At 64.2% G+C, this 25,119-nt stretch carries 18 protein-coding genes and 1 pseudogene; 3 read left to right on the forward strand and 16 right to left on the reverse strand.

Features of this window, described 5'->3' with window-relative positions; all coding sequences use genetic code 11:
- Positions 1–90: 90 nt before the first annotated feature.
- From XH87_RS20235 to XH87_RS20270, 8 genes are all read right to left on the reverse strand, one after another.
- A complete protein-coding gene (locus XH87_RS20235) occupies positions 91–360 on the reverse strand; it encodes a GlsB/YeaQ/YmgE family stress response membrane protein (protein ID WP_035706818.1) in 270 nt (89 codons plus the stop codon).
- Between the two features lie 105 nt (positions 361–465).
- Entirely contained in the window at positions 466–1,443 is a 978-nt protein-coding gene (locus XH87_RS20240) for an ABC transporter ATP-binding protein (RefSeq protein ID WP_158671196.1), read from the reverse strand.
- Positions 1,440–2,855, reverse strand: coding sequence for an amidase (locus XH87_RS20245; protein ID WP_271588608.1), 1,416 nt, complete (start codon positions 2,853–2,855; stop codon positions 1,440–1,442). Before XH87_RS20245 ends, XH87_RS20240 begins: the two co-directional genes overlap by 4 nt.
- Complete coding sequence (locus XH87_RS20250) at positions 2,852–3,049, reverse strand: hypothetical protein (RefSeq protein ID WP_158668370.1); 198 nt, start codon at positions 3,047–3,049, stop codon at positions 2,852–2,854. The genes XH87_RS20245 and XH87_RS20250 overlap by 4 nt, the downstream gene beginning before the upstream one ends.
- Positions 3,046–4,107 (reverse strand): ABC transporter ATP-binding protein, encoded by a 1,062-nt coding sequence (locus tag XH87_RS20255; RefSeq protein WP_199762903.1) that lies wholly within the window; start codon positions 4,105–4,107, stop codon positions 3,046–3,048. Before XH87_RS20255 ends, XH87_RS20250 begins: the two co-directional genes overlap by 4 nt.
- Before the next feature lie 3 nt (positions 4,108–4,110).
- The gene (locus XH87_RS20260; protein ID WP_035706803.1) at positions 4,111–5,013 is read right to left on the reverse strand and encodes an ABC transporter permease; all 903 of its coding nucleotides are present in this window, start codon (positions 5,011–5,013) and stop codon (positions 4,111–4,113) included.
- Between the two features lie 3 nt (positions 5,014–5,016).
- Positions 5,017–5,970 (reverse strand): ABC transporter permease, encoded by a 954-nt coding sequence (locus tag XH87_RS20265; protein ID WP_239627528.1) that lies wholly within the window; start codon positions 5,968–5,970, stop codon positions 5,017–5,019.
- A 253-nt stretch (positions 5,971–6,223) separates the two neighbouring features.
- Complete coding sequence (locus XH87_RS20270) at positions 6,224–7,885, reverse strand: ABC transporter substrate-binding protein (RefSeq protein ID WP_271588609.1); 1,662 nt, start codon at positions 7,883–7,885, stop codon at positions 6,224–6,226.
- A gap of 199 nt (positions 7,886–8,084) precedes the next feature.
- On the opposite strand from XH87_RS20270, the gene XH87_RS20275 reads away from it, so the two are divergent.
- Positions 8,085–9,680, forward strand: a complete 1,596-nt coding sequence (locus XH87_RS20275) for an ABC transporter substrate-binding protein (RefSeq protein WP_271588610.1) — start codon at positions 8,085–8,087, stop codon at positions 9,678–9,680.
- A 218-nt stretch (positions 9,681–9,898) separates the two neighbouring features.
- On the opposite strand, the gene XH87_RS20280 is transcribed toward XH87_RS20275, so the two are convergent.
- The 3 genes and pseudogenes from XH87_RS20280 to XH87_RS36830 all read right to left on the reverse strand — a co-directional run.
- A complete protein-coding gene (locus XH87_RS20280; RefSeq protein WP_271588611.1) occupies positions 9,899–12,136 on the reverse strand; it encodes a CHASE2 domain-containing protein in 2,238 nt (745 codons plus the stop codon).
- A 78-nt stretch (positions 12,137–12,214) separates the two neighbouring features.
- Positions 12,215–14,854 carry a VCBS domain-containing protein gene (locus XH87_RS36825; protein ID WP_442868288.1) on the reverse strand — a complete coding sequence of 880 codons (2,640 nt, stop codon included), beginning with the start codon at positions 14,852–14,854 and terminating at the stop codon, positions 12,215–12,217.
- Positions 14,842–16,483, reverse strand: a pseudogene (locus XH87_RS36830) (FecR family protein); the annotation flags it as partial. The gene XH87_RS36825 and the pseudogene XH87_RS36830, both read right to left, overlap by 13 nt.
- Before the next feature lie 620 nt (positions 16,484–17,103).
- On the opposite strand from XH87_RS36830, the gene XH87_RS20290 reads away from it, so the two are divergent.
- Entirely contained in the window at positions 17,104–17,835 is a 732-nt protein-coding gene (locus XH87_RS20290) for a transglutaminase-like cysteine peptidase (RefSeq protein ID WP_271588613.1), read from the forward strand.
- Between the two features lie 97 nt (positions 17,836–17,932).
- On the forward strand, positions 17,933–19,048 hold the full coding sequence (locus XH87_RS20295; RefSeq protein WP_271588614.1) for a lysozyme inhibitor LprI family protein: 1,116 nt from the start codon (positions 17,933–17,935) through the stop codon (positions 19,046–19,048).
- 173 nt (positions 19,049–19,221) lie between these two features.
- On the opposite strand, the gene XH87_RS20300 is transcribed toward XH87_RS20295, so the two are convergent.
- From XH87_RS20300 to XH87_RS20320, 5 genes are all read right to left on the reverse strand, one after another.
- A complete protein-coding gene (locus XH87_RS20300) occupies positions 19,222–20,421 on the reverse strand; it encodes an ABC transporter substrate-binding protein (RefSeq protein WP_271588615.1) in 1,200 nt (399 codons plus the stop codon).
- Positions 20,422–20,502: 81 nt separating this feature from the next.
- Entirely contained in the window at positions 20,503–22,341 is a 1,839-nt protein-coding gene (locus XH87_RS20305) for an AMP-dependent synthetase/ligase (RefSeq protein WP_271588616.1), read from the reverse strand.
- Between the two features lie 77 nt (positions 22,342–22,418).
- Positions 22,419–23,207: an ABC transporter ATP-binding protein gene (locus XH87_RS20310; RefSeq protein ID WP_035706763.1), complete on the reverse strand. Its 789-nt coding sequence runs from the start codon at positions 23,205–23,207 to the stop codon at positions 22,419–22,421.
- 3 nt (positions 23,208–23,210) lie between these two features.
- The gene (locus XH87_RS20315) at positions 23,211–23,969 is read right to left on the reverse strand and encodes an ABC transporter ATP-binding protein (protein ID WP_271588617.1); all 759 of its coding nucleotides are present in this window, start codon (positions 23,967–23,969) and stop codon (positions 23,211–23,213) included.
- Positions 23,966–25,117, reverse strand: a complete 1,152-nt coding sequence (locus tag XH87_RS20320) for a branched-chain amino acid ABC transporter permease (RefSeq protein WP_271588618.1) — start codon at positions 25,115–25,117, stop codon at positions 23,966–23,968. The genes XH87_RS20315 and XH87_RS20320 overlap by 4 nt, the downstream gene beginning before the upstream one ends.
- Between the last annotated feature and the right edge of the window lie 2 nt (positions 25,118–25,119).

Consider the following 25,119-nt stretch of genomic DNA (forward strand, 5'->3'; position numbering starts at 1 on the left):
TTTAGGTTGTTGTTTAAGCATGATCTCCGCGCAAACGCGTTCCGCATTTGTCGCGAGGGAAAACCGCTGCGCACTTTTCCGGATCATGCTTCAGAACCTGCCCCCGCCGCGCACGAGCCGCACGACGACCAGCAGAATCACGGCGCCTATGGCGGAGTAGACGATTTCGGAGACGAGCCCTGTCCCGAGACGAATGCCGAGCCTGGGAAAAAGGAAGCTCGCCACCAGCGCGCCGGCGATGCCGACCACGATATCGCCGACGATGCCGAACCCGGTCCCGCGCACCACCTTGCCGGCAAGCCAGCCGGCGACCAGTCCGACGAACAGGATGACGAGCAGGCCTTCATTGGAAATGTACATAAGTGAGGTCCCTCTCCGCGAACGGAGCCATGGAACGGGAACCGGGATGAATGAGGTGTGAATACTGGCGGCGAGGCCGCGCAGCCGAGTTCAACTCATCCGGGACTATGACACCCCGGTGACCGGCTCCGCCAGCACGCATCTCGCCGCCCTACCCGGTCCGACCTCGACATTCCCAGGCAATTGCTCCAGGCAGCGCGGCTCCGCGAGCTTGCAGCGGGGAGCGAAGGAGCAGTTGCGCGGCTTCTCCGCCAGCGAGGGCGGGGTGCCGGGAATGGTCTCCAGGCGGGCGCCGCGCTTGGCGCCGTGGATGGTCGAGGCGAGCAGGCCCTTGGCGTAGGGATGCACCGGCGAGCGGACGATGTCGCGAAGCGTGCCCTGCTCCACGATCTGGCCGGCATACATCACCGCGACGCGGTCGCAGATCTCGATCGCGACGCCGATGTCGTGCGTGACGAAGATGACGGACATGCCGAACTCGCGCTGCAGCTCGCGCAGCAGCAGCAGGATCTGGATCTGCACGGTGGCGTCGAGCGCGGTGGTCGGCTCGTCCGCCAGCAAAATCCTGGGACGGCAGGCGAGCGCGAGCGCGATCATCGCGCGCTGGCGCATGCCGCCGGACATCTCGTGCGGATAGGCGTCAAGCCGGCGCTTCGCCGAAGGGATGCGCACGACCTCGAGCATTTCGAGCGCCCTCGCCCGCCCTTCCGCAAAGCTCTTGCCTTCGTGCCGCACCACGCTTTCGGCGATCTGCGCGCCGATGGTGTAGACCGGGTCGAGTGCGAGCGCGGGCTCCTGGAAGATCATCGACACGGTCTGACCGCGGAACGACGAGAGCTCCTCGTCGTTCATGGCGAGCACGTCGCGACCCAGCACGTTGACCGTGCCTGAGATCTGCGTGCGCTTCCGTGGCAACAGCCGCATCAGCGCACGCAGCGTCACGCTCTTGCCCGAACCGGACTCGCCGAGCAGGCCCAGGATCTCGCCATCGCCCAGCGAGAGGCTGAGATCGTTCACGGCATAGACCGTGCGCTCCCCGGTGAAACGGATGTTGAGGCCTGAGATCTCGACGAGCTTTGTCATGACGGCAGTTTGGGCAATCGATCGTGATAGTCGGTGGCGCGCTGGAAGGCCGCGCCGATGGTGAGCAGGGTCGCTTCGTCGAAGGAGCGGCCGATCAGCTGCATGCCGATCGGCAGGCCGCTTCGGGTGAAGCCCGACGGCACGGTGAGCGACGGCAGGCCGAGGTAATTCACCGGGCGGGTGAACAGCGTGAGCCGTTGCAACAGCGCCGGCGCGCTCGGCCCGCCGCCGACATCGCTCTCCTCGATGGTCGGCGCCGGCACTGGCGAGGCCGGTGCGATCACCGCATCGACGCCTGCTGTCGCGGCGTTGTGCGCGGCGAGCGCCGGCCCGCGCCAGCGCATCGCCTCGAGATAGGTGATGGCGGGAACGGCGAGGCCGTTCTGGAGCCGCATCAGGACCTGCGGGCCATAGTCCTGCGGACGCTCGATCATCCAGCGCTTGTGGAAGGCGGCGGCTTCCGCGGCGAGCACGAGCTGGCTCGCCGAAGACAATTGCCGCTGATCCGGCAGTTCGACCTTGACGATGTCGGCGCCCTCGCGCTCGAGCACCGCGATGGTCTCGTCCAGCACGCGCGCGACCTCGCTGTCGAGATCGTCGACATAGAACGAGGTGGGCACGCCGATCCTGAGGCCCCCGAGCGAACCCTTGGTCGCCGCAACATAGTCCGACAGCGGCTCGTGGCTGCAGGTCGAATCGGCGGGGTCGGGACCGGCCATCAAGGCCAGCAGCAGCGCGCAATCCTCGGCGGTGCGGGCGAGCGGACCGACGGTGTCTAGCGATTGCGACAGCGGCATCGCACCGGCGCGGCTGACGCGGCCGACCGTGGTCTTGAGGCCGGTGATGCCGCAGAAATGCGCGGGCATGCGGATCGAGCCGCCGGTATCGGAGCCGAGCGCCGCATAGGTCAGGCGCGCGGCGACCGCGGAGCCGGACCCCGACGAGGAGCCGCCGGTGATGTGGGCGACGTTCCAGGGATTGCGTACCGGGCCGTAGTGGGCGTTGTGCCCGGTCGGCCCATAGGCGAATTCGGCCAGATGCAGCGTGCCGAGGCGGACCTGGCCGGCATCCTTCAACCGCTGCAAGGCCGTGGAGGTCACGGTCGGCACGAAGTCGCGGCGGATCAGCGAGCCACAGGTCGCCACGTGGCCCGCGTCATAGTACATATCCTTGTGCGCGAGCGGCACACCGTGCAGGGGACCTCGGACGTTGCCCTTGGCAAGCTCGGCATCGGCTGCATCGGCCGCCTTCAACGCAGCCTCTGCCTCGATCGACATGAAGGCATTGAGGTGCGGCTGCCACTGCGCGATACGGTGCAAAAGCGCGCGCGTCACCTCGTGCGAGGACAGATGCTTCATCGCGATCGCACGCGCGACCTCGGCGAGCGTCATCAATGCGGGTTCGGCGCTCATTTCGACACCTTCTGCGTCTGCGCGAGCACATAGCCGGCGGGCTCGAGGTCGAACGGCAGCGTGCCGGCAATGGCCGCGAAGCCCTCGAAGGCAGGCCCGATGGCATTGGAGATGCGGGTTGCGATCTCGTCGTCGACGGCCACGCCAGCAACCAGCGCGATCGGCTTGATGTCTTTCGGTGTCGGTCTCGTCATGTGGTCTTCTCCCTCGGCGCGCGGCTGTGGCCTGACCCCGGAATGGCCATGTAGCACGCGGCCTCGTGGCCCATATTATCGAGCGCGGTGAGCTTTGGTGTCGCATTTGCGCAGAGCGGCTCCGCAAACGGACAACGGGTGTGGAAACGGCAGCCCGAGGGCGGGTCGATCGGATTGGGTGGATCGCCTGATATCGGCGGCGTCTCGGTGCGCTTGTCCGGGTCCGAGGACGGCATCGCCGCGAGAAGGGCGCGCGTGTAGGGGTGGGCGGGCGCATCCCAGACCTGGTCGACGGGGCCGAGCTCGACGACCTCGCCGAGATACATCACCAGCACGCGGTCCGAGATGTAACGGACGACGTTGAGGTCGTGGCTGATGAAGAGATAGGTCAGGCCGAACTCGCGCTTGAGATCGGCGAGCAGGTTGAGCACCTGCGCCTCGACGGATTTGTCGAGCGCGGAGACGGCTTCGTCCAGGATCACCAGCCGCGGCGACAGCGCCAGCGCCCGCGCGATGTTGACGCGCTGGCGCTGGCCGCCGGAGATCTCGTGCGGATAGCGGTTGGCGAAGGTTTCCGGACGCAGGCCGACCTTGCCGAGCAGCTCGCGCGCGAGCGCACGTGCCGTGGCGTCGGCCATGCCGTGCACCTTGGGGCCGAAGGCGATCGATTCCTCGATGGTGAGGCGCGGATTGAGCGAGGCGTAGGAGTCCTGGAACACCATCTGCATGCCGCGGCGCAATTCGCGCAAGCTCAGCGACTGGCCGACCGTCATTCCGTCGTAAATGATGTCGCCGGTATCGCGCGGCATCAGATGCATCAGGAGGCGCGCGGTGGTCGACTTGCCGCAACCGGACTCGCCGACGATGCCGACCGTCTCGCCCTTGGCCACAGTGAACGAGACATTGTCGACGGCACGGACGGTGCGCTTGGCGGCGAACAGGCCGCCACGCACGGGGAAGTGCTTTGTCAGGCCGTTGACCTGGAGCAGCGGCTGCGCAACGCCGCCGCGGTCTTCGACCTGTTCCAGCATTTCGACGGATGTGCTGCTCTCGCTCATGGTCTAGTTCCTGATGTCCATGGCGCTGCGCAGGCCGTCCGAGAGCAGGTTGAAGCAGATCGAGACCGCGAAGATCATCGCGCCCGGAAGCGCGGCGACCCAGGGATTGACGTAGATCGCGGTGCGGAGGGTATTGAGCATCAGCCCCCATTCCGGCTCCGGCGGCTTGGTGCCGAGGCCGAGGAAGGAGAGACCTGCGGCCAGGATCATCGAGACCGAAATGAGACTGGTGGCATAGACGAAGATCGCGCCGAGCACGTTGCCGAGGATGTGAACCCGCATGATGGTGAAGGGCCCGGCGCCCGAGGCGCGCGCGGCCTCGACGAAGTCCATGTTGCGCACGCCCGTGGTGACGCTTTCGGCAACGCGGGTGATCTGCGGCACGAACACGACCGTGAGCGATACGATGGAATTGAGGATGCCGGCGCCGAGCGCGCCGGAGATCGCGATCGCCAGCAGCACGGACGGAAAGGCATAGAACACGTCGACCGTGCGCATGATCGCGGTGTTGAGCTTGCCGCCGACATAGCCGGCAATGATGCCGAGCGAGGTGCCGATGCAGAAGGCGAGGATCACGGGCAGGATACCGATGACCAGCGACAGCCGGCCGCCGTAGATCAGCCGCGCCAGCATATCGCGGCCGAGCTCGTCGGTGCCGAGCGGATAGCCCGCCGTGCCGATGTGGCGCAGGCGGCGGATCATCGAGCCCCTGTAGGGATCTTCGAGACCCAGCCACGGCGCGAGGATCGCGGAAAGAAAGATCAGGATCAGCACGAGCGCACAGGCCACGCTGACCTTGTCGCGCATGATTCGGCGTCCGACGGTCGCCCAATAGCCGCGCGCCCTGGTCGCGGGCGCGGCCTGGAGCGCGGCGTCGCTGGTGGCGTGTAGCGGAAGCTCGCTCATCGGCTAGCCCCGCTTGATGCGCGGGTCGATCGCGGCTTGCGCGATGTCGACCAGGAGATTGAGAAAGACGAAGAACAGGGCCAGGATCAGGATCGTGCCTTGCAGCAAGGGCAGATCGCGCTGGAAGATCGCGGAGTTGAGCAGGAAGCCCGAGCCCGGCCAGGAGAATACGGTCTCGATCAGGATCGAGCCGCCGAGCATGTAGCCGAGCTGAAGGCCCATCACGGCGAGCGCGGTCGGCGCGGCGTTCTTGACGACGTGGCGGAACACACCGCGCTCGTGCAGACCCTTGGCCCGCAAGGCTTCGACGAAGTCCTGCGAGAGTATGTCACCGGTGAGAGCACGCACCGTGCGCGTGACGATGCCCATGGGAATCACCGAGGTCGTGATCGCCGGCAGCACGAGATATTTCAGGTGCGCCCAGTCCCACGCCCAGGAATTGGAGCCGCTGGGCCCGGCGCCGACCGCGGGCAGCCAGTTCAGCTGGACCGAGAAGATGATGACGAGGAGCATGCCGAGCCAGTAATGCGGCACGGAGACGCCGGCGATGGCAAAGGACGTTGCGACCTTGTCGATCCAGGTCTCGCGAAAATAGCCGGCGATCAAGCCGAGCAGGATGCCCATGGTAAAGCCGATGATGGCCGCGGCAATCGCGAGCGTGACGGTGTTGCCGACCGCGCGCATGACCTCGGCCAGCACGGGGCGTCCCGTCGCGATGGAATTGCCGAGGTCACCATGCAGCGCGCGCAGCAGCCACAGGCCGAACTGCACCGGCAGCGGCCGGTCGAAGCCATAGGCGGCGCGGAGCTGCGCAGCGAGCTCCTGCGAGGCATCGGCGGGCAGCACCGCGACCAGCGGATCGCCCGGCGTGATGTGCACGAGCAGGAAACACACCAGCGCGACGCTGATGACGATCGGAACGACATAGACGATGCGTCGGGCGATATAGGCGAGCACGTTTGGTTACTCAGTTGAATGCGTAGATATCGCAGGTCGTCATGGCCGGGCTTGTCCCGGCCATCCACGTTCTTCTTGGTCCGTCATTCCGGGGCGATGCGAAGCATCGAACCCGGAATCTCGAGATTGCCCGGTGCGCAATTGCGCACCTGAGGTCCGGTCCTTCGGATTATTCCGGAATGACGGAGCTGGAGGAGACACGTGGATGCCCGGGTCAAGCCCGGGCATGACGCATTGATAGAGCGTGCTCACCTTACTGCGCGATCGACACCGGCGAGAAGTCGATGAACCAGCTCTTCGGCTGCACGACGCCCGTGACCTTCGGGCTCATCGCGCGCGGGCCGACGTCGTGGGCGACGTAGAGGAACGCCGCGTCGTCGACGGAGGCCGCGTGCAATTCGGCGAGCGCGGCGTCACGTGCGGCGGGATCGAAGGTCTGGCGCGCCTTCTTCACCAGCTCGTCGAATTTGGGGTTGTTGATGAAGCCCCAATTGTTCGAGACCGGCGGCGCCATGCCCGATTGCAGGAAGCGCACCAGGGCGAAGAACGGATCCATCGCCGCATAGGTCACGTTGGTCGCGTTCGAGCCGTTGGCTGACGGGTCCTTGGCACCGCGGCGCCAGTTGGTGAACAGCGTATTCCATTCGATGACGTCGAGCTTCACGTCGAAATAGCATTCGGCCAGCGCCTGCTGGAGATATTCGTTCATCGCCAGCGGCTGCATCTGACCCGAGCCGGACGCTGACGTCTGGACCTTGACCGCCAGCTTCTTGTTCGGACCGAAGCCTGCTTCCTGCATCAGCTTCTGACCGGCTGCCTTGTCGTATTTGATCTCGAAGCTCGGCTTGCCGCGCCAGGGATGGCCGGGCTCGAAGGTGCCGGTCGCGGGCACCATCAGGCCGGCGAGCAGGCCGTCCCTGAGGCCTTCGCGATCGACGCAGAGGTTCGCCGCCTTGCGCACGCGGATGTCGTTCCAGGGCGAGCCCTCGACGCGCGAGAATTGCCATGGCCAGACGTGCGGCTGCTCGTTGGCGTAGAGCTTGAAGCCGCGCTGCTTGAGTTCCGGCAGCGCGTCCGGTGCCGGTGCTTCGACCCAGTCGACCTGGCCCGAAAGCAGCGCTGCGGTGCGCGCATTCGCTTCCGGCATCGGCAGGAGCACCATCTTGTCGATCTTGGGCACGCGCGCCTTGTCCCAATAGTTCGCGTTCCTGACCAGCTCGAGCCGCTCGCGCGGCGTGAAGCTCGACATCTTCCACGGGCCGGTGCCCGAAGCGTCCTTGGCGAACGCGGTCCAGGCAGCCTGCGACTTGGCCTTGGCATCCGCGCCTTCGGCCTTGTCGTAGAAGGCTTGCCACTTCGCCGGGCTCGCCATGAACAGGTTGGTGAGGTTGATCGGCAGGAAGCTGTCGGGCTCCTTGGTGGTGAGCTCGACCGTCATGTCGTCGATCTTCCTGGCGGAGGCCAGTGTCGGCATGCGCGAGGCCGTGACGCCAACCTGGCTGGCGTCGAATTGCGGCGCATCCTGCTTCAGCACCTTCTCGACGTTCCACACGACGGCATCGGCGTTGAACGGCGAGCCGTCGTGGAAGGTGACGCCGGGGCGCAGCTTGAAGACCCACTTGGTCTTGTCGGCATCGTCGACCTTCCACTCGGTGGCAAGGCCGGGGATCACCACGCTCGCCTTGTCGGCGGAGGACAGGTCCCAGCCGGTCAGCGCGTCGTACATGGTGAGGCCGGTGAAGCGGTTGCCCTCAAAACCCTGATCGGGCTGACCCAGGGTGCGCGGAATATCGGCAGCGGTCATGCCGATGCGCAACACGGTTTCGGCGCTGGCCGCACGCGGCCATCCGGCCACACTGCCGAGCGCCAACAGCGCGATCAGCGCCGCGCGGGTCTTGTTCTTCTTGATAAGCATCGCCCCAGTCCTTTTCCGGCTTTCGATGATTAATTTTGATGCAATCGTATGCAATGGCCATGCCAAGGAGAAACTTATTCTGCAAATTGCCCCCGCAACGACAAGTCCTTGTGATGACGCACGGTCGAGTTCGGCGCGCTGCCTATTCTGGCACCAAGATTGCACGTTTGGCCCCGGATCCTCCCTGGAGCTTCGACTCATGCGTATTCGTCTATCGACCTGTCTCGCCGTGCTTGCGCTGGCAGTTTCCGCAATCTCGGCGCGCGCCGAAACGGTGGTGCGTTACGGCATCTCGATGGCGGACATCCCGCTGACGACAGGCCAGCCCGATCGCGGCGCCGGCGCTTACCAGTTCACGGCCTACACGATCTACGATCCCCTGGTCGCCTGGGAGATGGACGTCGCCGATCGCCCCGGCAAGCTGGTGCCGGGGCTCGCCACCGAATGGAAAGTGGACGATGCCGACAAGACCAAGTGGCGCTTTACGCTTCGCAAGGGCGTGAAGTTTCACGACGGCAGCGAGTTCAACGCCGATGCGGTGATCTGGAATCTGGACAAGGTGCTCAACGACAAGGCGCCGCAATTCGACAAGCGGCAGAGCGCGCAGGTGAAGACCCGCCTGCCCTCCGTCGCCAGCTACGCCAAGATCGACGACTTTACCGTGGAGATCACCACCAAGACGGTCGATTCCTTCTTCCCGTATCAGATGCTGTGGTTCCTGGTGTCGAGCCCGGCGCAGTATGAGAAGCTCGGCAAGGATTGGGACAAATTCGCCAGCCAGCCCTCGGGCACCGGCCCTTTCAAATTGACCAAACTGGTGCCGCGTGAGCTCGCCGAACTCAGCAAGAATCCGGACTACTGGAACAAGAAGCGCATTCCCAAGGTCGACAAGCTCGTGCTGGTGCCGATGCCGGAGGCGCTGACGCGGACCAATGCGCTGCTCGCGGGCCAGGTCGATCTGATCGAGACCCCGGCGCCTGACGCGGTGCCGCAGCTCAAGGCCGCCGGCATGAAGATCGTCGACAACATCACGCCGCACGTCTGGAACTATCATCTGAGCGTGCTGCCGGGCTCGCCCTGGACCGACATCCGCCTGCGCAAGGCGCTGAACCTCGCGATCGATCGCGAGGCGGTGGTCGGCCTGATGAACGGCCTCGCCAAGCCGGCCAAGGGCCAGGTCGACCCGTCGAGCCCGTGGTTCGGCAAACCCACTTTCGATCTGAAATATGATCTCGCAGCAGCCAAGAAGCTGGTCGAGGAGGCCGGCTACTCCAAGGCCAAGCCGCTCAAGACCACCTTCATCATTGCACAGGGCGGCACCGGCCAGATGTTGTCGCTGCCGATGAACGAGTTCCTGCAGCAGAGTTTCAAGGAGATTGGCATCGACATCGACTTCAAGGTGGTCGAGCTCGAGACGCTCTATACGCATTGGCGCAAGGGCGCGGCCGACGAGATGAACGCCGGCATCACCGCCAACAACATCGCTTATGTCACCTCGGACCCGCTTTATGCCATCGTGAGGTTCTTCCATTCGGGCCAGGTCGCACCGGTCGGCGTCAACTGGGGCGGCTACAAGAACCCGAAGGTCGACGCGCTGATCGACGAGGCCAAGCAGACCTTCGACACCGCCAAGCAGGACGCGCTGCTAGCGCAGGCCCATGCACTGATCGTCGACGACGCGGCGCTGGTCTGGGTCGTCCACGACACCAACCCGCACGCGCTGTCGCCGAAGATCAAGCAATTCGTGCAGGCCCAGCACTGGTTCCAGGATCTGACGACGATCGGGGTGGAGTGAGGCGGCGGGCTGAGCGCCAGGCTCAATGAACGCGGTCGTCGCGGGTTTCGCCGGGACGATCGCCCGGAATGATCGCGCGCAATCGCCTCGATACTCGTCATTGCGAGCGGAGCGAAGCAATCCAGAATCTTTCCGCGGAGGGATCCTGGATTGCTTCGTCGCAAGAACTCCTCGCAATGACGGAGTGTGGGCGACTGCAGAACCCGCTCACTTGCAGCCTACTTCGTCAGCAGCGCATATGCACCGATCCAGCCCTCCGGTGGTGGATTGAGCTGGAAATCCCTGATCCTTGCCTCGTAGAGCCGGAACAGCTTTTCCAGCGTGTCGGCGTCTTCGCTGCGGCGGCCGCGCTCGATCGCGTCCAGTGCGCCCTGCCAGTTGCGGCTGCGGTAGCAGCCGAGCATCTCGATGGTGATGTTGCGCAGGCGCTGGAATGCGCCCGAATGCATCACGTCTTCGCGGCCCGCGATCGCGTAGATGACTTCCGGCTCGGTCTTGCCCTTGACCATGATGAAGTCGAGCTCGAGGATCGCGAACTTCTCCTTGGCGGCGAGCGCAGTCCGCGAGCCCACGATGATCGGGAAGCCGTATTCCTTGGTCTGCCCCTCGAGACGCGAGGCCAGATTCACGCTGTCGCCGAGCACGGAATAGTTCTTCTTCAGGTCGGACCCCATGTTGCCGACGACGCCGATGCCGGTGTTGAGGCCGATGCCGACGTTGAGCGGGATGTAGACGTGGCCGCCGTCGGCGGCCTCCTGTTCGCGCTCCTTGTTGACCAGATCGATCTGCTCCAGCATCTGGATCGCCGCCTCGCAGGCGTTGACCTCGTGCTCGGCATCGTCGAGCGGCGCGTTCCAGAACGCCATGATGGCGTCGCCCATGTATTTGTCGATGTAACCCTTGCGCTCGATGATGACGTCGGTCAGCGGGGTCAGGAAGCGGTTCATCAGCGCGATCAGCCCTTGCGGATCGTGCTTGTAGCTCTCCGAGATCGTGGTGAAGCCGCGCACGTCGGAGAACATGATCGTCATCTCGCGCTCCTCGCCGCCGAGCACGAGCTTTTCCGGCGACTGCGCCAGCTGCTCGACCAGCACCGGCGACATGTATTGTGCGAACATGCCGCGGATCTGCACGCGCTGGCGCTGCTCGCGCACGAAGCTGGCGAAGATCAGCGTCAGGTAGATCGCGGTGGTCGAGAGCAGCGGATAGGTGAAGTCGATGAGATAGCGGCGCTGCGCGTAGAAGAACCAGGACGTGCCGACCAGGATCGCGGCGAACATCGCACCGGCGAGCACGAGGCGCACCGGTCCGAGATTCGGGGTGAAGATGATGACGAGCAGGCCGATGACGAGCGCGGCGATCAATTCGACGCCGAGCGCGTAGCTCGGCTGCGAGATCGCAGCCTTGCTGAGCACGCTCTCCAGCACCTGAGCATGAATCTCGACGCCCGGCATCGCCTTCTCGACCGGCGTAGTCTTAATGTCGTTCAAGCCGCCCGCCGAGGTGCCGATCAGCACCAACTTACCGGCAATCCTGCTCGGCGGCACGGTGTTGTCGAGCACGTCGGCGGCGGAGACGTAGATCGACGGGTCCTGCCGCGCGTAATGCACCCAGAGCTGGCCGTTCTTGTCGGTCGGGATCTCGAGGCCCTTGAGGCGCACGGCCTTGATGCCGGTCTTGTCGGTGCGGATCAGCAGCGTCGGCGTACCCGTGACGACCCGCAGGATCTCGAGGCTGAGCGAGGGCATGATGTTGCCCTGCGCGCGCATCACCATCGGCACGCGGCGGATCAGGCCGTCGCGCTCGGGTTTGATTGAGAACAAGCCGCGACCGGCGGCGACCTTCTCGATCGCAGGCACGTTGCGCAGCAAGCCGGGGAAATCGAAAAGGAAACGCTCCGATCCCTCCTCGCCGAGCGTCGCGATGCCCGTGAACGGAAGCGACTTGTCGAGTTCGGACAGCACCTCCGGCAGCCCGGTCTCGCCCAGCACCACGCGCGAGCGCTTGATCGCATCGGCGAGGATCTGGTCGTTGGTCGGAAGCTCGCGCAGCCTGGCGCGGGTGGCATCGTCGAGAGAGCGCATCTGGCCCGCGACCAGATCCGGATTGAGCCGGTCGGGCTCGGAAAACACCACGTCGAAGCCGATCGCCACCGCGCCGCTCTGGCTGAGGTTCTGGATCATATCGGCGATCCGCGTGCGCGGCCACGGCCACTGACCGAGCCTGGCGAGGCTCTTGTCGTCGATGTCGACGATAGTGACCGGCCGTGCCGTCTTGTGGCGCGGATCGATCAGCTGGAACATGTCGAAAGTGCGCAGCCGCAATTCCTGGATCGGCGGCGGATCCCAGAGGCGAACGCCGGCAAACAGAACCAGCAGCGCAAGGCACATCAGCCGGGCAAGGCCGAACTTCCGCGCAAACCACCGCCGCAGGATCTTGGCAGAGAGACGTTTCATGCTGGTGGAATATCACGCTTTGATGGCGAACGGCAGCGCGGATCGGCTTGCAGACGATCGCGGCCCATCGCGCAGCGATCAGGCGTGGACGATGAAGTCGCTCGCCTGGACCTGGGCGACACCCTTCAGGAGGATGGTGTCCGTCGCATTGATCGTGATCAGGGTATCAGCTCCTGAGGCCGCCACATGCTGGGCTATCCATGCCGCGTCGATATCGGTCGCCACGACCGCCGTCAGGTTGATGTGGTCCTGACCGTGCTCAAAATCGAGGATCGTGTCGTGGTTCGAATTGGCCGCGAACACGAACTGATCCTGATAGCCGGTCCCGAACAGCACGTCCTTGCCGTTGGTGCTGGCGAGGCTCACCGGACCTTGTTCGTTCAGGTTGAAGATCAAATTGACCGTATCGCTCGCACCGTGGCCGTCGGTCACGGTGATCACGACCTTGTCCGTCTCAGCCGTGCTCTGGCTCGGATCGGTGTATGTCAGCGTCTGGAGCGCCGAATTGAGGTTGGCCAACGTGTCGGAGGTCGATGCGGGGTCCACATAGGTGCCCGAATCCGCGGTCGCGGCGAGCGTGAAGGTTTCATCGACGGCAGCGTCGGCATCGCTGACCGTGATGCCATGGACGAAGACCTGGTCGCCTTCCTGCGAGACGCTGATCTGGTCGAGGTTGATCACGGGCGCAGAGGTCGTGTCGTTCGCGCCAGTCACGTCCACCGTGAGCGTTGCCGTGCCGGTCGCGCCATGCGCGTCCTTGGTCTGGACGGCGAACGTATCCGTATAGCATCCTTCCGGCAGCGCGTCGATCGCCGTCGCGTCGGGAATGTAGCTGTAGCTGCCGTCGGGGTTGACCGTCAGCGAGCCGTACAGTCCTGCAACCGTCGTCACCGCATGATGATCCGCGTCCAGAACGGCATAGCTCAGTGTCGCCGTCTCGCCGCTGTCGACATCCGTTCCGGACAATTGGCCGGTGAGATTGGCGAAAGTGTCGGCCGCGACAGTGTCCGTGAGCGGGCCGATGTCGAGATCGGCGAGCGTCGGCGCGTCGTTCGTGCCGGTAATCGTGACGGTGACGTCCTGGCTCACCTTGCCGCCGTGATGATCGTCGAACGTGACGGTGTAGACCTGCGTGATGGTCTGCCCCTCCGCCAGCGACTGCAGCACCGCATTGCTGTTGTCGAGGCAGAAGTGCCAGTCCAGCGTCGCACCGTTGCTGGTGTCGGCGTTGGATTCGGACACCGAGCCGATCGAGAAGGTGCCGATATGCGAACCGTCCCCGAAGCCCGGCAGATCCGTGCTGACGCACGACGACTTGAACGACCACTCCGCCGTATGGGTGTCGATCAGGTCGACGTCCTGGATCGCCAGCGTGCCGCATGTCAAAAGCGGCGAGCCCTCGTCCTCGGTGACCGCGCCCTTTGCCGCGTCGACGTCGCTCGTGATCGTCGGCGCGTCGTTGACACCCGTGATCGTGACGGTCACGTCCTGGCTAACGATGCCACCATGATGATCGTCGAACGTGACGGTATAGACCTGGGTGATGGTCTGCCCTTCGGCCAGCGACTGCAGCATCGCGTTGCTGTTGCCGAGCGTGAAGTGCCAGCCCAGCATCGCGCCGTTGTTGATGTCCGCAATCGATTCGAGCACCGACGAATCGATCGTGAAAGTGCCGAGCGGCGTGTCGTCGTCGAAGCCCGGCAGATGCGCGCTCGACGTCGACGACTTGAACATGGCCTGCGCGGTGTGGGTGTCGATCAGGTCGAGATCCTGGATCGCCAGCGTGCCGCCGATCGACAGCGTCGCGCCGGCGTCCTCGGTGACGCCCCCCGTTGCGGCGTCTAAATCGCTCGTGATGGTCGGTGCATCGTTGGTCCCGGTAATGGTGACCGTGACGTCCCGGGTAACCGTCCCACCGTGATGGTCGTCGACCGTAACGGTATAGACCTGCGTGACAGTCTGGCCTTCGGCCAGCGACTGGAGCACCGGATCGTTGTTGTCGATCGTAAAGGTCCAGCCGACCGACCCTCGCGAGCTGACGCCCGGGCTCTCGCTCACCGCCGTCAGCGCGAACGTGCCGATATGCGAGGTGCCATCGCTGAATCCAGGCAGATGCGCGCTCGAATTCGTCGACTTCAGCTCGAAGCTTGCGGTGTGGGTGTCCGTGAGATCGGGATCGTTGAATGTGATGGTGCCGTTGGCCACGAGCGGCGCCGCCGCATCCTCGGTCACCGCGCCGGTCGAGGTCGTGTCGTCCTCGATGATCGTCGGCACGTCGTTGGTGCCTTCGACATTGACGTCCGCGCCATTGATGGACACCGTGAGTGGCGTGCTGACGATGCCGCCGTGCCCGTCATCGACCTGCACCACGTAGTTGAGGATCAGCTTCTCGTCCTCGGCAAGGAAGTCGAACAAGTGGTCGGGGACACTGTAGGTCCAGGTGGCCGAGCCGTTGTTGCCGTTTCCAGCGCCCTGAACCACGGACAGCGGCACCTTGACGGCGGCGATCGCCGCGAGCTGCGCGGGCGTCAGCGTGGCGGTGATGTCGTTGCCTTCCGCATCGAGATATTTGAACGGCTGGGTGGACGAGAGCTCAGCGCTCACGATCGGCCGGTCCGTCAGATCGACGTCGGTGAAGGTAACCGTGCCCGTGATGGTGTCCAGGGCCTCGTTGCCGGTCCCGACCTTCTCGATGACGTTTCCGCCCGACGTCGCCACGGTAGGCTTGTCGTTGGTCCCCGTGATCGTGATGGTGATCGGGATGAACCTGGACTCGGGGTTCACCACGAAATTGGTGTCGACGCGAACCATGTAGGTCAGCGTCAGGGTTTCGCCGGCCGCGAGGAAGTCGAAGACGTTGTCGGGGATCGTGTAGGTCCAGACCGCCGAACCGTTGTTCTCGTTGGCGGGGTCGGCGACGACACCGATCTGGATCTGGGTCGCCGCGATGTTGTTCTTCTGAAGCTCGGTGAGCGAGCCGGTGACGTCCTGCTGGCCGGCGCTCTTGTAGACGAAGTTCGGCGCCTCGGCGAGGCTCACGCTCACCGTGGGCCGATCGCCGAGGTTTTGATCGACGAACCTGATCAAGCCGGTGACAGTATCGGCCTGCGTGTCGCCGGTGGTGTCGGTACGCTCGGTCAGCGTGAACGCCGTCTTCACAATGCCGCCGGCATCGAAGCTTTGCGCTATCGGCTGGCCGGGAATACGGGTGACGGGCGGCGTGGGATTGCTGGGGCCGTCGCGTCCCTGCGGAGTGAGACTGACGAATGTCGCGATCGCGGCGGGGCCGGACCCCGACTTGAACACGAAGTCCAGGCTGATCGGCGTGATCGTGTCGGTGAAGTTCGTGGTCAGCTTGGTGTTGGTGTTGTTGTCGGTGAACTTCAGCGTGAACACGTCCGTGATCAGCTTCTGAATTTCCGGCGACATCAGCGCATTGCCGATCGACACGTTGCCGCCGCTGATCTGGATCATCTGGCCGGCCTGGTTGACCGTCGCGATCGGCAGCAGCGTGATCTTGTCGAACAGGATGTAGGAGCCGGTCGTGCCGTTCGGCTCGACCAGCACCTGGAAGCTCGCCTGCGGCTGCGGATCGCCGCCGCCGGCGGGAACGACGAAGTTGATCTGGGTCAGCACCGCGGTGCCGCGGATGCCCATGGTCGCGACCGGCGTGTCGACCTTCATGTCGCCGTGCTTGGCGGTCTCGCCGGCGACGAAGGTGATGGTGCCTGCGACCAGGCTGAGCAGCGAGGAGTTGCTCGACCCGTTGGGGTCGTACACCATCTCGTTCAGCACCATCCGCGCATTGGAGGACAGGCCGAACACGGTGCCGTCGATGAAGGTGATGCCGAGCGTGGAATCGGCGCCGGTCGAGACCACGTCGCCCTTCTCGACATTGTCGCCGTTGTTCAGGATGACCGAAACGCCGTTGCGGATCGCAGTCGCGCTGCCCGAGAGTTTTGTGACGTGGCCGATGACCTGGGCCGCAGCCGCGCCGGGCGCGGCCTGGGCAACCTGGACGTGGCCGGTAAGGGCGTTGACGATGTCGCCGGTGAGGTGGGCGCCGTCAGGCGAGGCGATCGCGGCGCGCTTGTCGCCCCTGAAATAATCGTGAACCACGAACTCGTGACCTTCGTGGGACAGCACGAGATCGAGGCCGGCGCGCTTGAACTCGCCGTTGAAGATCAGGTTCGGGTCGGGAACAACGAACGCGCCACCGGGCACATGGCCATGCGCCTTTGCGATGAAGGGCTTGGCCGCAAACGAACCGGCATGGACATGGGCAGGCGAGCTGGAATCCTGGCCGTCCAAGGAGGTCGCGGCGTCAAGTTTGCCAGCGTAGTTCAACCGGGCACCGTAAAAAGGGTTAAAATTTAAGTAAGTATCGACTGCCTAAGCTTGCTTAGCATTACCAAGTCCTTAGCGAAACCGTCTATTGCTTGTGTGATTCCGCATCACTTGGCCATAGGAGCCCCCGCAGGCCGGCGCCTTCCAGAGTAGCTGAAGTAACATTCCAAGCATTCTGAAGTCGAAATGAGCTTAGATGCACGGATTTCCCATCATTGCAAGTCGTTTAATGTAAAATTGGTCGAAGGGATACTTGCGTCATCTTCCTTGCATGATGCCCTGTCAGATCCTGCGGCAAATACGGAGCAAAATCTGTGACCTAACTAACAGAAACCGTGAAATAGCGGGCTGTTAGCCATAGGACGCAGAATCGGCGGCCTCGCAACTTGTGCCTGCATCTGATTCCATTTCGCGGCAGCGCGGCCCTCCTAACCTCCGAATCATAAAATTTTACGCAATTTGGGCAGGCCTGTTTCAGCCTGTCCCTTGGTTTTGGGAAACCCTGCCGGGCGCGTTAAGCAGAACAAAACGGCCCGCCTCGCACTATCTCCGCGAAAGCAACAAAGCCCGGCACGTCGAGATCGAGGGGGATCTCGCGAAGCTCGGGAAGGGGATGTCAGATGGAGACCGCTGCCCGCTCGCGCACCTGGCGCGCAATTCTCGTCTTGTGCGGCTTGATCCTGCTCGGATCGGCCGCCGAGCTTCGCGCCGGCACGCTGCTGTCACCGGGCGCCGGCGTCCTCGTGCGCAAATCCGCCGAACCGTTCGGCGTGTTCGCCTTCGCCATCTCGTCCGGCGGCCTCCAGCAGAAATGGTCCGCGCTGAAGGACAAGCTCGACGACGAGATGGTGCAGCTCGCGCTGTGCGACGGTGACCGGGACAATTGCGCATCCCCTGCTGCCCTGAAGCTGCTCGCCATCGTCGACCAGGCCCGCGCCCGCGACGGCCGCGCACGCCTCGGCGAGACCAACCGCGCCATCAACCTCGCCATCCGCGCCGCCAATGACGGCAGCGACGACGTCTGGAGCTCGCCGCTTGCGACCTTCGCGCGCGGCGCCGGCGATTGCGAAGATTATGCGATCGCCAAGCTCGCCGCGCTGCGGCTGGCTGGCGTTCCCCCCGAAGACCTCCGCATCCTCGTGGTGCGTGACACCCGCGCCGCCGAGGAGCACGCGATTGCCGCTGCACGGCTCGACGGCCACTGGCTGATGCTCGACAACCGCCGCATGGCGATGGTCGAGGACGACGCTGCGCGGAGTTATCAGCCGCTGTTCGTGCTCTACCGGTCGGCCGTGATGAAATATGTCGACGAATCGGTGCGGATCTCGATGGAAGTCGCCGAAGCGCGTTGATCGTTGCAGCCCGGACGGATCCAGCCCCCACCACAAACCCATTTCGCCGCGCGATCCCAGGCGCTAGCATGGCGGCTTCCATCCGGGGGCGACTGGAATGCGATTCATCGTGCTGCCAGTGCTTGTGCTGCTGGCATTGCCGGCGGCGCCCGCCTCCGCGCAATCCGAACGCTCGATCGCCGACAGGCTGCCGCTGTTTGCCAGGAACAACTGCCAGCAGATACGCGATCCCGGCAACCAATTGTTCTGCGGTGATGCCGAGCTTGCCGCCGCAGCCGAGAGGCTGAGCACGGCGATCGAGGCGCGGCTCGCCCGCCTGCCCGATCGCCTGCCTGCAATCGAGGAGAATGCAATCTGGATCCGTCAGCGCAACCTCGGCTGCGGCATCGTCGGCCAGACCGCGATCCGCCCCGACGATTTCGACCGGGTGAAGACGTGCCTGCTCAAGGTCACCGAGGAGCGCGCCGCGATCGTGCGCGATCCCGATTTCGACTGCCTCGCGGCCAACACCGCGGCGGGCGCGCTGATCTGCGCCGACCCGTCGCTGGCGCTTGCCGAAACCGAGCTCAACGGCCAGGCGCTCGGCCTGATCGGCAAGCTCGACCCGACCGCAGCCCGCTTTGCGTTCGCCGAATATGGAAGGTGGACTCGAGAGCGCGACCGCAAATGCAACCTGGTCGGCAAGGAGAACGTGCCGCTGCAGGAGCTCGACTCCGCCGAGGATTGTCTCGCCGATCATTTGAAGCGCAAGACCGATGAAATCCGCGCGGCGAAGGGCGATCCAAAAAAGGTGTTCGGCCGACAGGTCGCGGCCCGCTCGCCCGATACCGACGCCGTCGATTTCTGCGCCGCGCGCATCCATGCGGCCAATTCCTGCGGCAACTTCCTGCGCATCAACCGTGTCTACGCCATCGAAAGCCAGGTGACCGAGCACGAGGCGCAGGTCACGGGCGAAATCGAGATGGCGGTGCTGGCGCCCTTCACCATGTGCAGCAAGGTCGCCTCCACCTGCACCGGCACCTGCTGGGACGCGAGGACGGGTCGTCCGGAACCGGAAGCCCGCAACAAGGAGCGTTCTGCAGAAGCCTTCAACGTCACGCGCCGGCTGAGAATCCAGCGGACCTTTGCGTTCGTGAAAGCCGCCGACGGCTGGCGCTGCCAGGAGGACGAGCTGGCGCCGGTGAACTCGGGCAACGCGAGCGGGGGATCATGAACCCTTACCCTCCCCTGGAGGGGGAGGGTCGGCTCACATTGAGCGCAGCGAGATGTGAGACGGGGTGGGGCGAAGGTCTCTCCAACGAACTGTGCCCGTGTTGAGGGATCACCCCCCCCGCTCGCGCTTCGCGCGATCGACCCTCCCCCTCCAGGGGAGGGTGAAAGCAAACATCAAAACATCAGATTGTCCTTCACCAGCACCCAGCGGCCGCCCTTGACCTGCTGCACCTGGGTGACGGTGTTGGCGAGATGGTCGGTCTTGGAGAACTTGGTCGGCGGCGAGTTGAAGATGTCGAGGAACTTCTCGCCTGACTCGAGCGAGTCCAACATCTTCTGGCCCGTCAGATCCTTGCCCGCCTTGTTCGCGTAGAAGGCGAACGTCATCATCGCGTTGTAGCCGATGATCGCCTGCGTGTTGGCGTCTGCGTTGAACATCTTCTTGTAGTTGACGAGCCAATCCTTCACCTTGCCCTTGGCGGTGTCCTCATAGGGAATCTCGAAGCCGCTGGCGGCATAGAGGCCCTCGACGGCTTCCTTGCCCAGCGCGGGAACCTCCATCACGTTGGTGGGGGTGGCACCGAGGAAGGTGACGTCCCAGCCGAGCTTCCTGGCTTCGGACATCGCCCCGATGGTCTCGCGCAGCACGGTGCCGAGCACGACGAGGTCGCAGCCATCGGACTTCATCTTGGCGATCTGCGCGCTGAAATCCGAGGCGCCGCGCTTGTAGCTCGTGATCGACGCCGGCTGCGCCTTCATGGCGGTAAGCTGCTGATTGAAGCCGTCGAGCACGTTCTTCCCGTACTCGTCGTCCTGATGCATGATGCAGGGCTTCTTGAAGCCCTTCCACTCCATCATGTATTTCAGCGCGGCCCGTGTGCTCTCGACGTACGGCAGCAGATTGTTGAACTTCAATCGCTCCTGCGGCTTGGCCGGATCGAACTTGAAGGTGAATTCGGCCGCCGTCAGCGGGAAGAGCTGCAAGACGCCGGCGTCGAAGAGGATATCCTGCGCGGCGAGCACTGTCGGTGATCCCATCGGTCCCACCATCGCGAAGATCTTGTCGCGCTCGATCAGTTTTTGCGAAGCCAGCACGGCCTTTTTCGGATCATAGCCGCTGTCCTCGACGACCAGTCGAATCTTGCGGCCGTTGATCCCGCCGGATGCATTGATCTCCTCGGTGGCCATCTTCATGCCATTTGCGACCGGGACGCCCCAGCCCTTGATCGGGCCCGACAGGTCCTGGTGAGTGCCGATGACGATCTCGGTTGCCGAGATGCCCTCGTTGGTGACCTTGGTTTGCGCTGCGGCCGGCAGACAGGTGAGCACCACGGCGCTCACAGCAAGGCCGAATGCGCTGAACGATTTCGACATTGACGTCTCCTCTCCTAAAGGCCCGTGTTGGACGAAGGGCGAGGGCCACGGCTCCTTCGCTTTCTCGAATCGGCTGGCTCGTCACGCCACCGCACGCTCGCGATACATCGCCTCGATCTCGGCGGCGTAGCGCTTGTTCACGAAGCCGCGCTTCAGCTTCATGGTCGGCGTCAGCTCCTCGTCCTCCGGGGTGAGCTGGCGCTCGATCAGATAGAACCTCTTGATGGTCTCGACGCGGGCAAAGTTGCCGTTGACCTGTTCGATCTCGCGCCCGATCAGATCCTGAATCTCCCTCGCCCGGCACAGGCTGGCATAGTTGGTGAACGGGATGTCGTGATCCTGGGCGAACTTCTCGACGTTCTCCTGGTCGATCATCACGAGACAGGTGAGATAAGGCCGCTTGTCGCCGATCACCACGGCGTCGGAAATGTAAGGCGAGAACTTGAGCTGGTTCTCGATCTCGGACGGCGTCACGTTCTTGCCGCCGGAGGTGATGATGATGTCCTTCATCCGGTCTGTGATCTGGACGAAGCCTTCATTGTCGATGGTGCCGACGTCGCCGGTGTGCAGCCAGCCGCGTTGATCGATGGTCTCGGCGGTCTTCTCCGGCTGGTTGAGATAGCCCATGAACAGGAAGTCGCCCTTGATCAGGATCTCGCCGTCGGGCGACAGCGCGACCTCGCCCCAGGGCACCGCCGTGCCGACCGAGCCGAGCTTGATCCTTTCCGCCGGCATCATTGTGGCGACCCCGCAATTCTCGGTCTGGCCGTAAACCTCGTGCATGTCGATGCCGAGCGCCAGATACCAGCGGATCAGCTCCGGTGCGATCGGCGCCGCGCCGGTGAACGCGATGCGGCAACGATCGAGACCGATCATGCGGCGGATGTTGCGGAACGCGACCCGGTAGGCGATGTGGTTGGCGATGCGCAGCGACGGCGGCGGCACCCTGCCCTCGAGCCGGCACTCGACCATGCGGTAGCCGATGCCGATAGCGCGGCGATAGACCCATTGCTGCAGCGGCGTCGCATCCTTGAGCGCGATGGTGATGGCGGAATAGAACTTTTCCCAGATGCGCGGCACCGCCAGAAAGACGGTCGGCTGCACTTCGCGTAAGTTGTCCGGCACGGTTTCCGGGCTCTCGGCGAAATTCATCACCGAACCGAGCGCGATCGAGATGTAGTAGCCGCCGATGCGCTCGGCGACGTGGCAGAGCGGCAGGAAGATCAGCCGGTCCTCGTCCTCTCGCGCCGGGATGAAGTCGCTGGCGTGCCGCATCTGGTGCGTCACGCTGCGGTTGGCGTGCATCGCGCCCTTGGGCGGACCGGTCGTGCCGGACGTATAGACGAGGATCGCGAGATCGCCGGCGCTGCGGCTGTCGATCATCTCCTGCCACAGCGCTTCGCGCCCGACCATGTGGTTGCGGCCGAGCGCGCGAAACTCGTCGAGCGACATCACCATGTCGTCGGAGAAGCCGCTGAGGCCTTCCATGTCGAACACGATGATCTTCTGCAAGGACGGGCAGCGTGCACGGCAGGTGAGAATCTTGTCGAGCTGCTCCTCGTCCTCGGCGAAGATCACCTTGGTGCGGGAATCGTTGACGAGATACTCGACCTGGGACGAGGAATCGGTCGGATAGATTCCGGAGGAGACGCCGCCGGCGCACAGGATACCCATGTCGGCATGCACCCATTCCGGGACGGCGTTGGCGACGATGGAGGCGACGTCGCCCGGCATGAAGCCGATCGCCCGGAGCGCGTAGGCGATCTCCTTCGAGATTTCCAGCCATTCGCGCCAGCTCGTCGGCTGCCAGATGCCGAATTTCTTCTCGCGGATCGCCGGCCTGTCGCCCCGCGTCTCGGCGGCGCGCAAGAAGCTCTTCGCGATCGTATCAGCGACCGTCAGCACCGCCGGTCGGGCCATGCGCGTCTCCTCCTTGTCGCCTTCCCCTCCGCTGCCTGCCTTGCCGGCGGTCTATGTCTTGCGGAGAGGCGCCCCATTTAACGCCACGTTTTCTTCTTTTTCCAGCGCCGCTCGCCTCGCGCGCCCGCTTCCTTGGCGCCAAGGTAGAACTCCTGGATGTCCTGGGAATGCATCAAGCGGTCGCAGCTGTCGTTCATCACGATGCGGCCGATCTCCAGCACATAGCCGTAATGCGCCGTCTCCAGCGCCACCTTGGCGTTCTGCTCGACCAGGAGGATCGACATGCCCTGCTCCTCGTTGACGCGGCGGATGATGGTGAAGATCTCCTTCACCAGCAGCGGCGACAGGCCGAGCGAGGGCTCGTCGAGCAGTAGCAGCGTGGGCCGGTTCATCAGGGCGCGCCCGATCGCCAGCATCTGCTGCTCGCCGCCGGAGAGCTGTCCGGCCGGCTGGTTGATCCGCTCCTTCAGCCGCGGGAAATAGCCGTAGACACGCTCCAGATCCTCCGCGACGCCGTCGCGATCCCGGCGCGGATAGGCGCCCATCATCAGGTTCTCGCGCACGGAGAGGAACGGGAACACCTCGCGCCCCTCCGGCACATGACTGAGACCAAGCCGCACGATCCGGTCGGCCTCCATGCGCTGGATCGGCCTGCCCAGAAATTCGATCGCCCCCTTCTGCGGATCGAGGATGCCCGAGATGGTCTTCAGCACCGTGGTCTTGCCGGCTCCATTCGCCCCGAGCAGCGTGACGATGCGGCCGCGCGGCACTTCCAGCGAAATGCCCCGGATCGCCATGATCGGCCCGTAATAGCTCTCGACGTTGGAGAGCTTCAGGATGATATCCGGCGTCACGGCGGCATCCATCGGTCAGGCTCCCAGATACGCGGCAACGACGTCAGGGTGCTGCTGCACCTCGGCGGGCGAACCCATCGCGAGCACCCTCCCGTAGTTCAGCGCGATGACGCGGTCGGAGACCCGGTTGACCAGCGACATGTCGTGCTCGACCATCAGCACGGTGATGCCGAGCTCGTTCTTCAGGTCGCGGATCCAGAACGACATGTCGCCGGTCTCCTCGACATTGAGTCCGGATGACGGCTCGTCCAGCAGGATCAGTTTCGGCTCCGAGCACAGGGCACGCGCCAGCTCGATCACCTTGCGCACGCCGTAGGGCAGGCCCGAGATCAGCTTGTCGCGATAGGGTTCGAGATCGAGGAACTCGATGACCTGCTCGACCCTGCGGCGATGCACCTTCTCGTTGGCCCGCACGCTCGGCAGGAAGAGCAGCTCCTGCCAGAGCTGCGTCGTCGAGTGCCGGTGGCGGCCGACCAGAAGGTTGGAGAGCACGGTCGCGTTCTCGAACAGCTCGATGTTCTGGAAGGTGCGGGCGATCCCGAACCTGGCGATGTCGTAGGGCGGCTCCTCCGTAATGTCCTGGTCTTCGAAGAAGATGCGACCGGAGGTCGGCCGGTAGATCCGCGAGATCAGGTTGAAGATCGAGCTCTTGCCGGCACCGTTCGGCCCGATGATCGAGAGGATCTCGCCCCGCTCGACCGCGAACGAAACCGCATCGACCGCCTTGAGGCCACCGAAATGCAGCGACAGGTTCTCGGCGCGGAAATAGCTCATCGGTTGCGCTCCGACTTCACGTAGATCTTCTGCCGCTTGAAGGTGGCGCGCTTGTAGAGCGGGAATAGCTGGAAGAAGAGCTTGATCTTCAGCCAGCGGCCGTAGAGCCCGAGCGGCTCGAACAGCACGAACAGCACGATGATGATGCCGTAGATCGCGCCCTTCAGGCCGTTGAGCGAGGCGAAGGCCGCGACGTTCGACTGAATATTGCCCGCGGTGGCCGGGCCAGCCCCGAAGGTCGCGGCGGTCCCGGCGATGATGCCGGGCATGTCGTCCTTCAGATAGGTGAGGAACGGGTCGATCATCACGATGAAGATCGCACCGAGCACCGCGCCGTGCAGGCTGAAGGTGCCGCCGATCAGAATCACGATGATGAACTCGATCGAGAGCTGGAGCGTGAACATCTCCGGCGAGATGAAGGAGAGCTTGTGCGCGAACAATACGCCGGCAAAGCCGGTGATCGCGGCCGAGATCGCAAACGACTTCACCTTGTAGAGCGCGACGTTGACGCCCATGCTGCGCGCCGCCGTCTCGGAGTCGCGGATCGCGACGAAGGCGCGGCCGGTCGGCGAGCGCAGCAGATTGAGCGTGCCGACGATGGTCAGCACCAGCACGGCAAGGCAGAGGTAGTAGAAGGTCGGGCTGTCGCGCGGCACGGCGACGCCGAGCAGCGACAGGGTCTTGACCCGCATCCCCTCATTGCCGTTGGTGACGCTCTCCCAGCGCGCCAGGATCTCCTCGACGATCAAGGCAAAGGAGATGGTGGCGATGACGAGGTAGATGCCGGTGAGACGCAGGGCGGGAAAGCCGACCATCGCGCCGATGATGCCGGTCAGAAGGCCGGCGGCGAGGAAGTAGACCGGGAACGGCACGTTGTATGTCTGCAGATAGGCCGCCGTGTAGGCCCCGATCGCGAGGAACGCAGCGTGCCCGAGCGAAGCCTGGCCGGTGAACCCGGTCAGGATCAGGAGCGCCACGCCGACGATCGCATAGATGCAGACGAAGACGAGCTGGCTCATCAGATAGCTGGAGAGCGCGTAGGGCGCGATCAGCAGCAGCGCGAGCAGGATGCCGTAGGAAACGACGTAGCCCGAATGCGGGAACAGCTTGATGTCGTCTTCGTAGTCGGTCTTGAACAGGAAGCGCATGG

Source organism: Bradyrhizobium sp. CCBAU 53415, assembly GCF_028128735.1.
GTDB lineage: Bacteria > Pseudomonadota > Alphaproteobacteria > Rhizobiales > Xanthobacteraceae > Bradyrhizobium.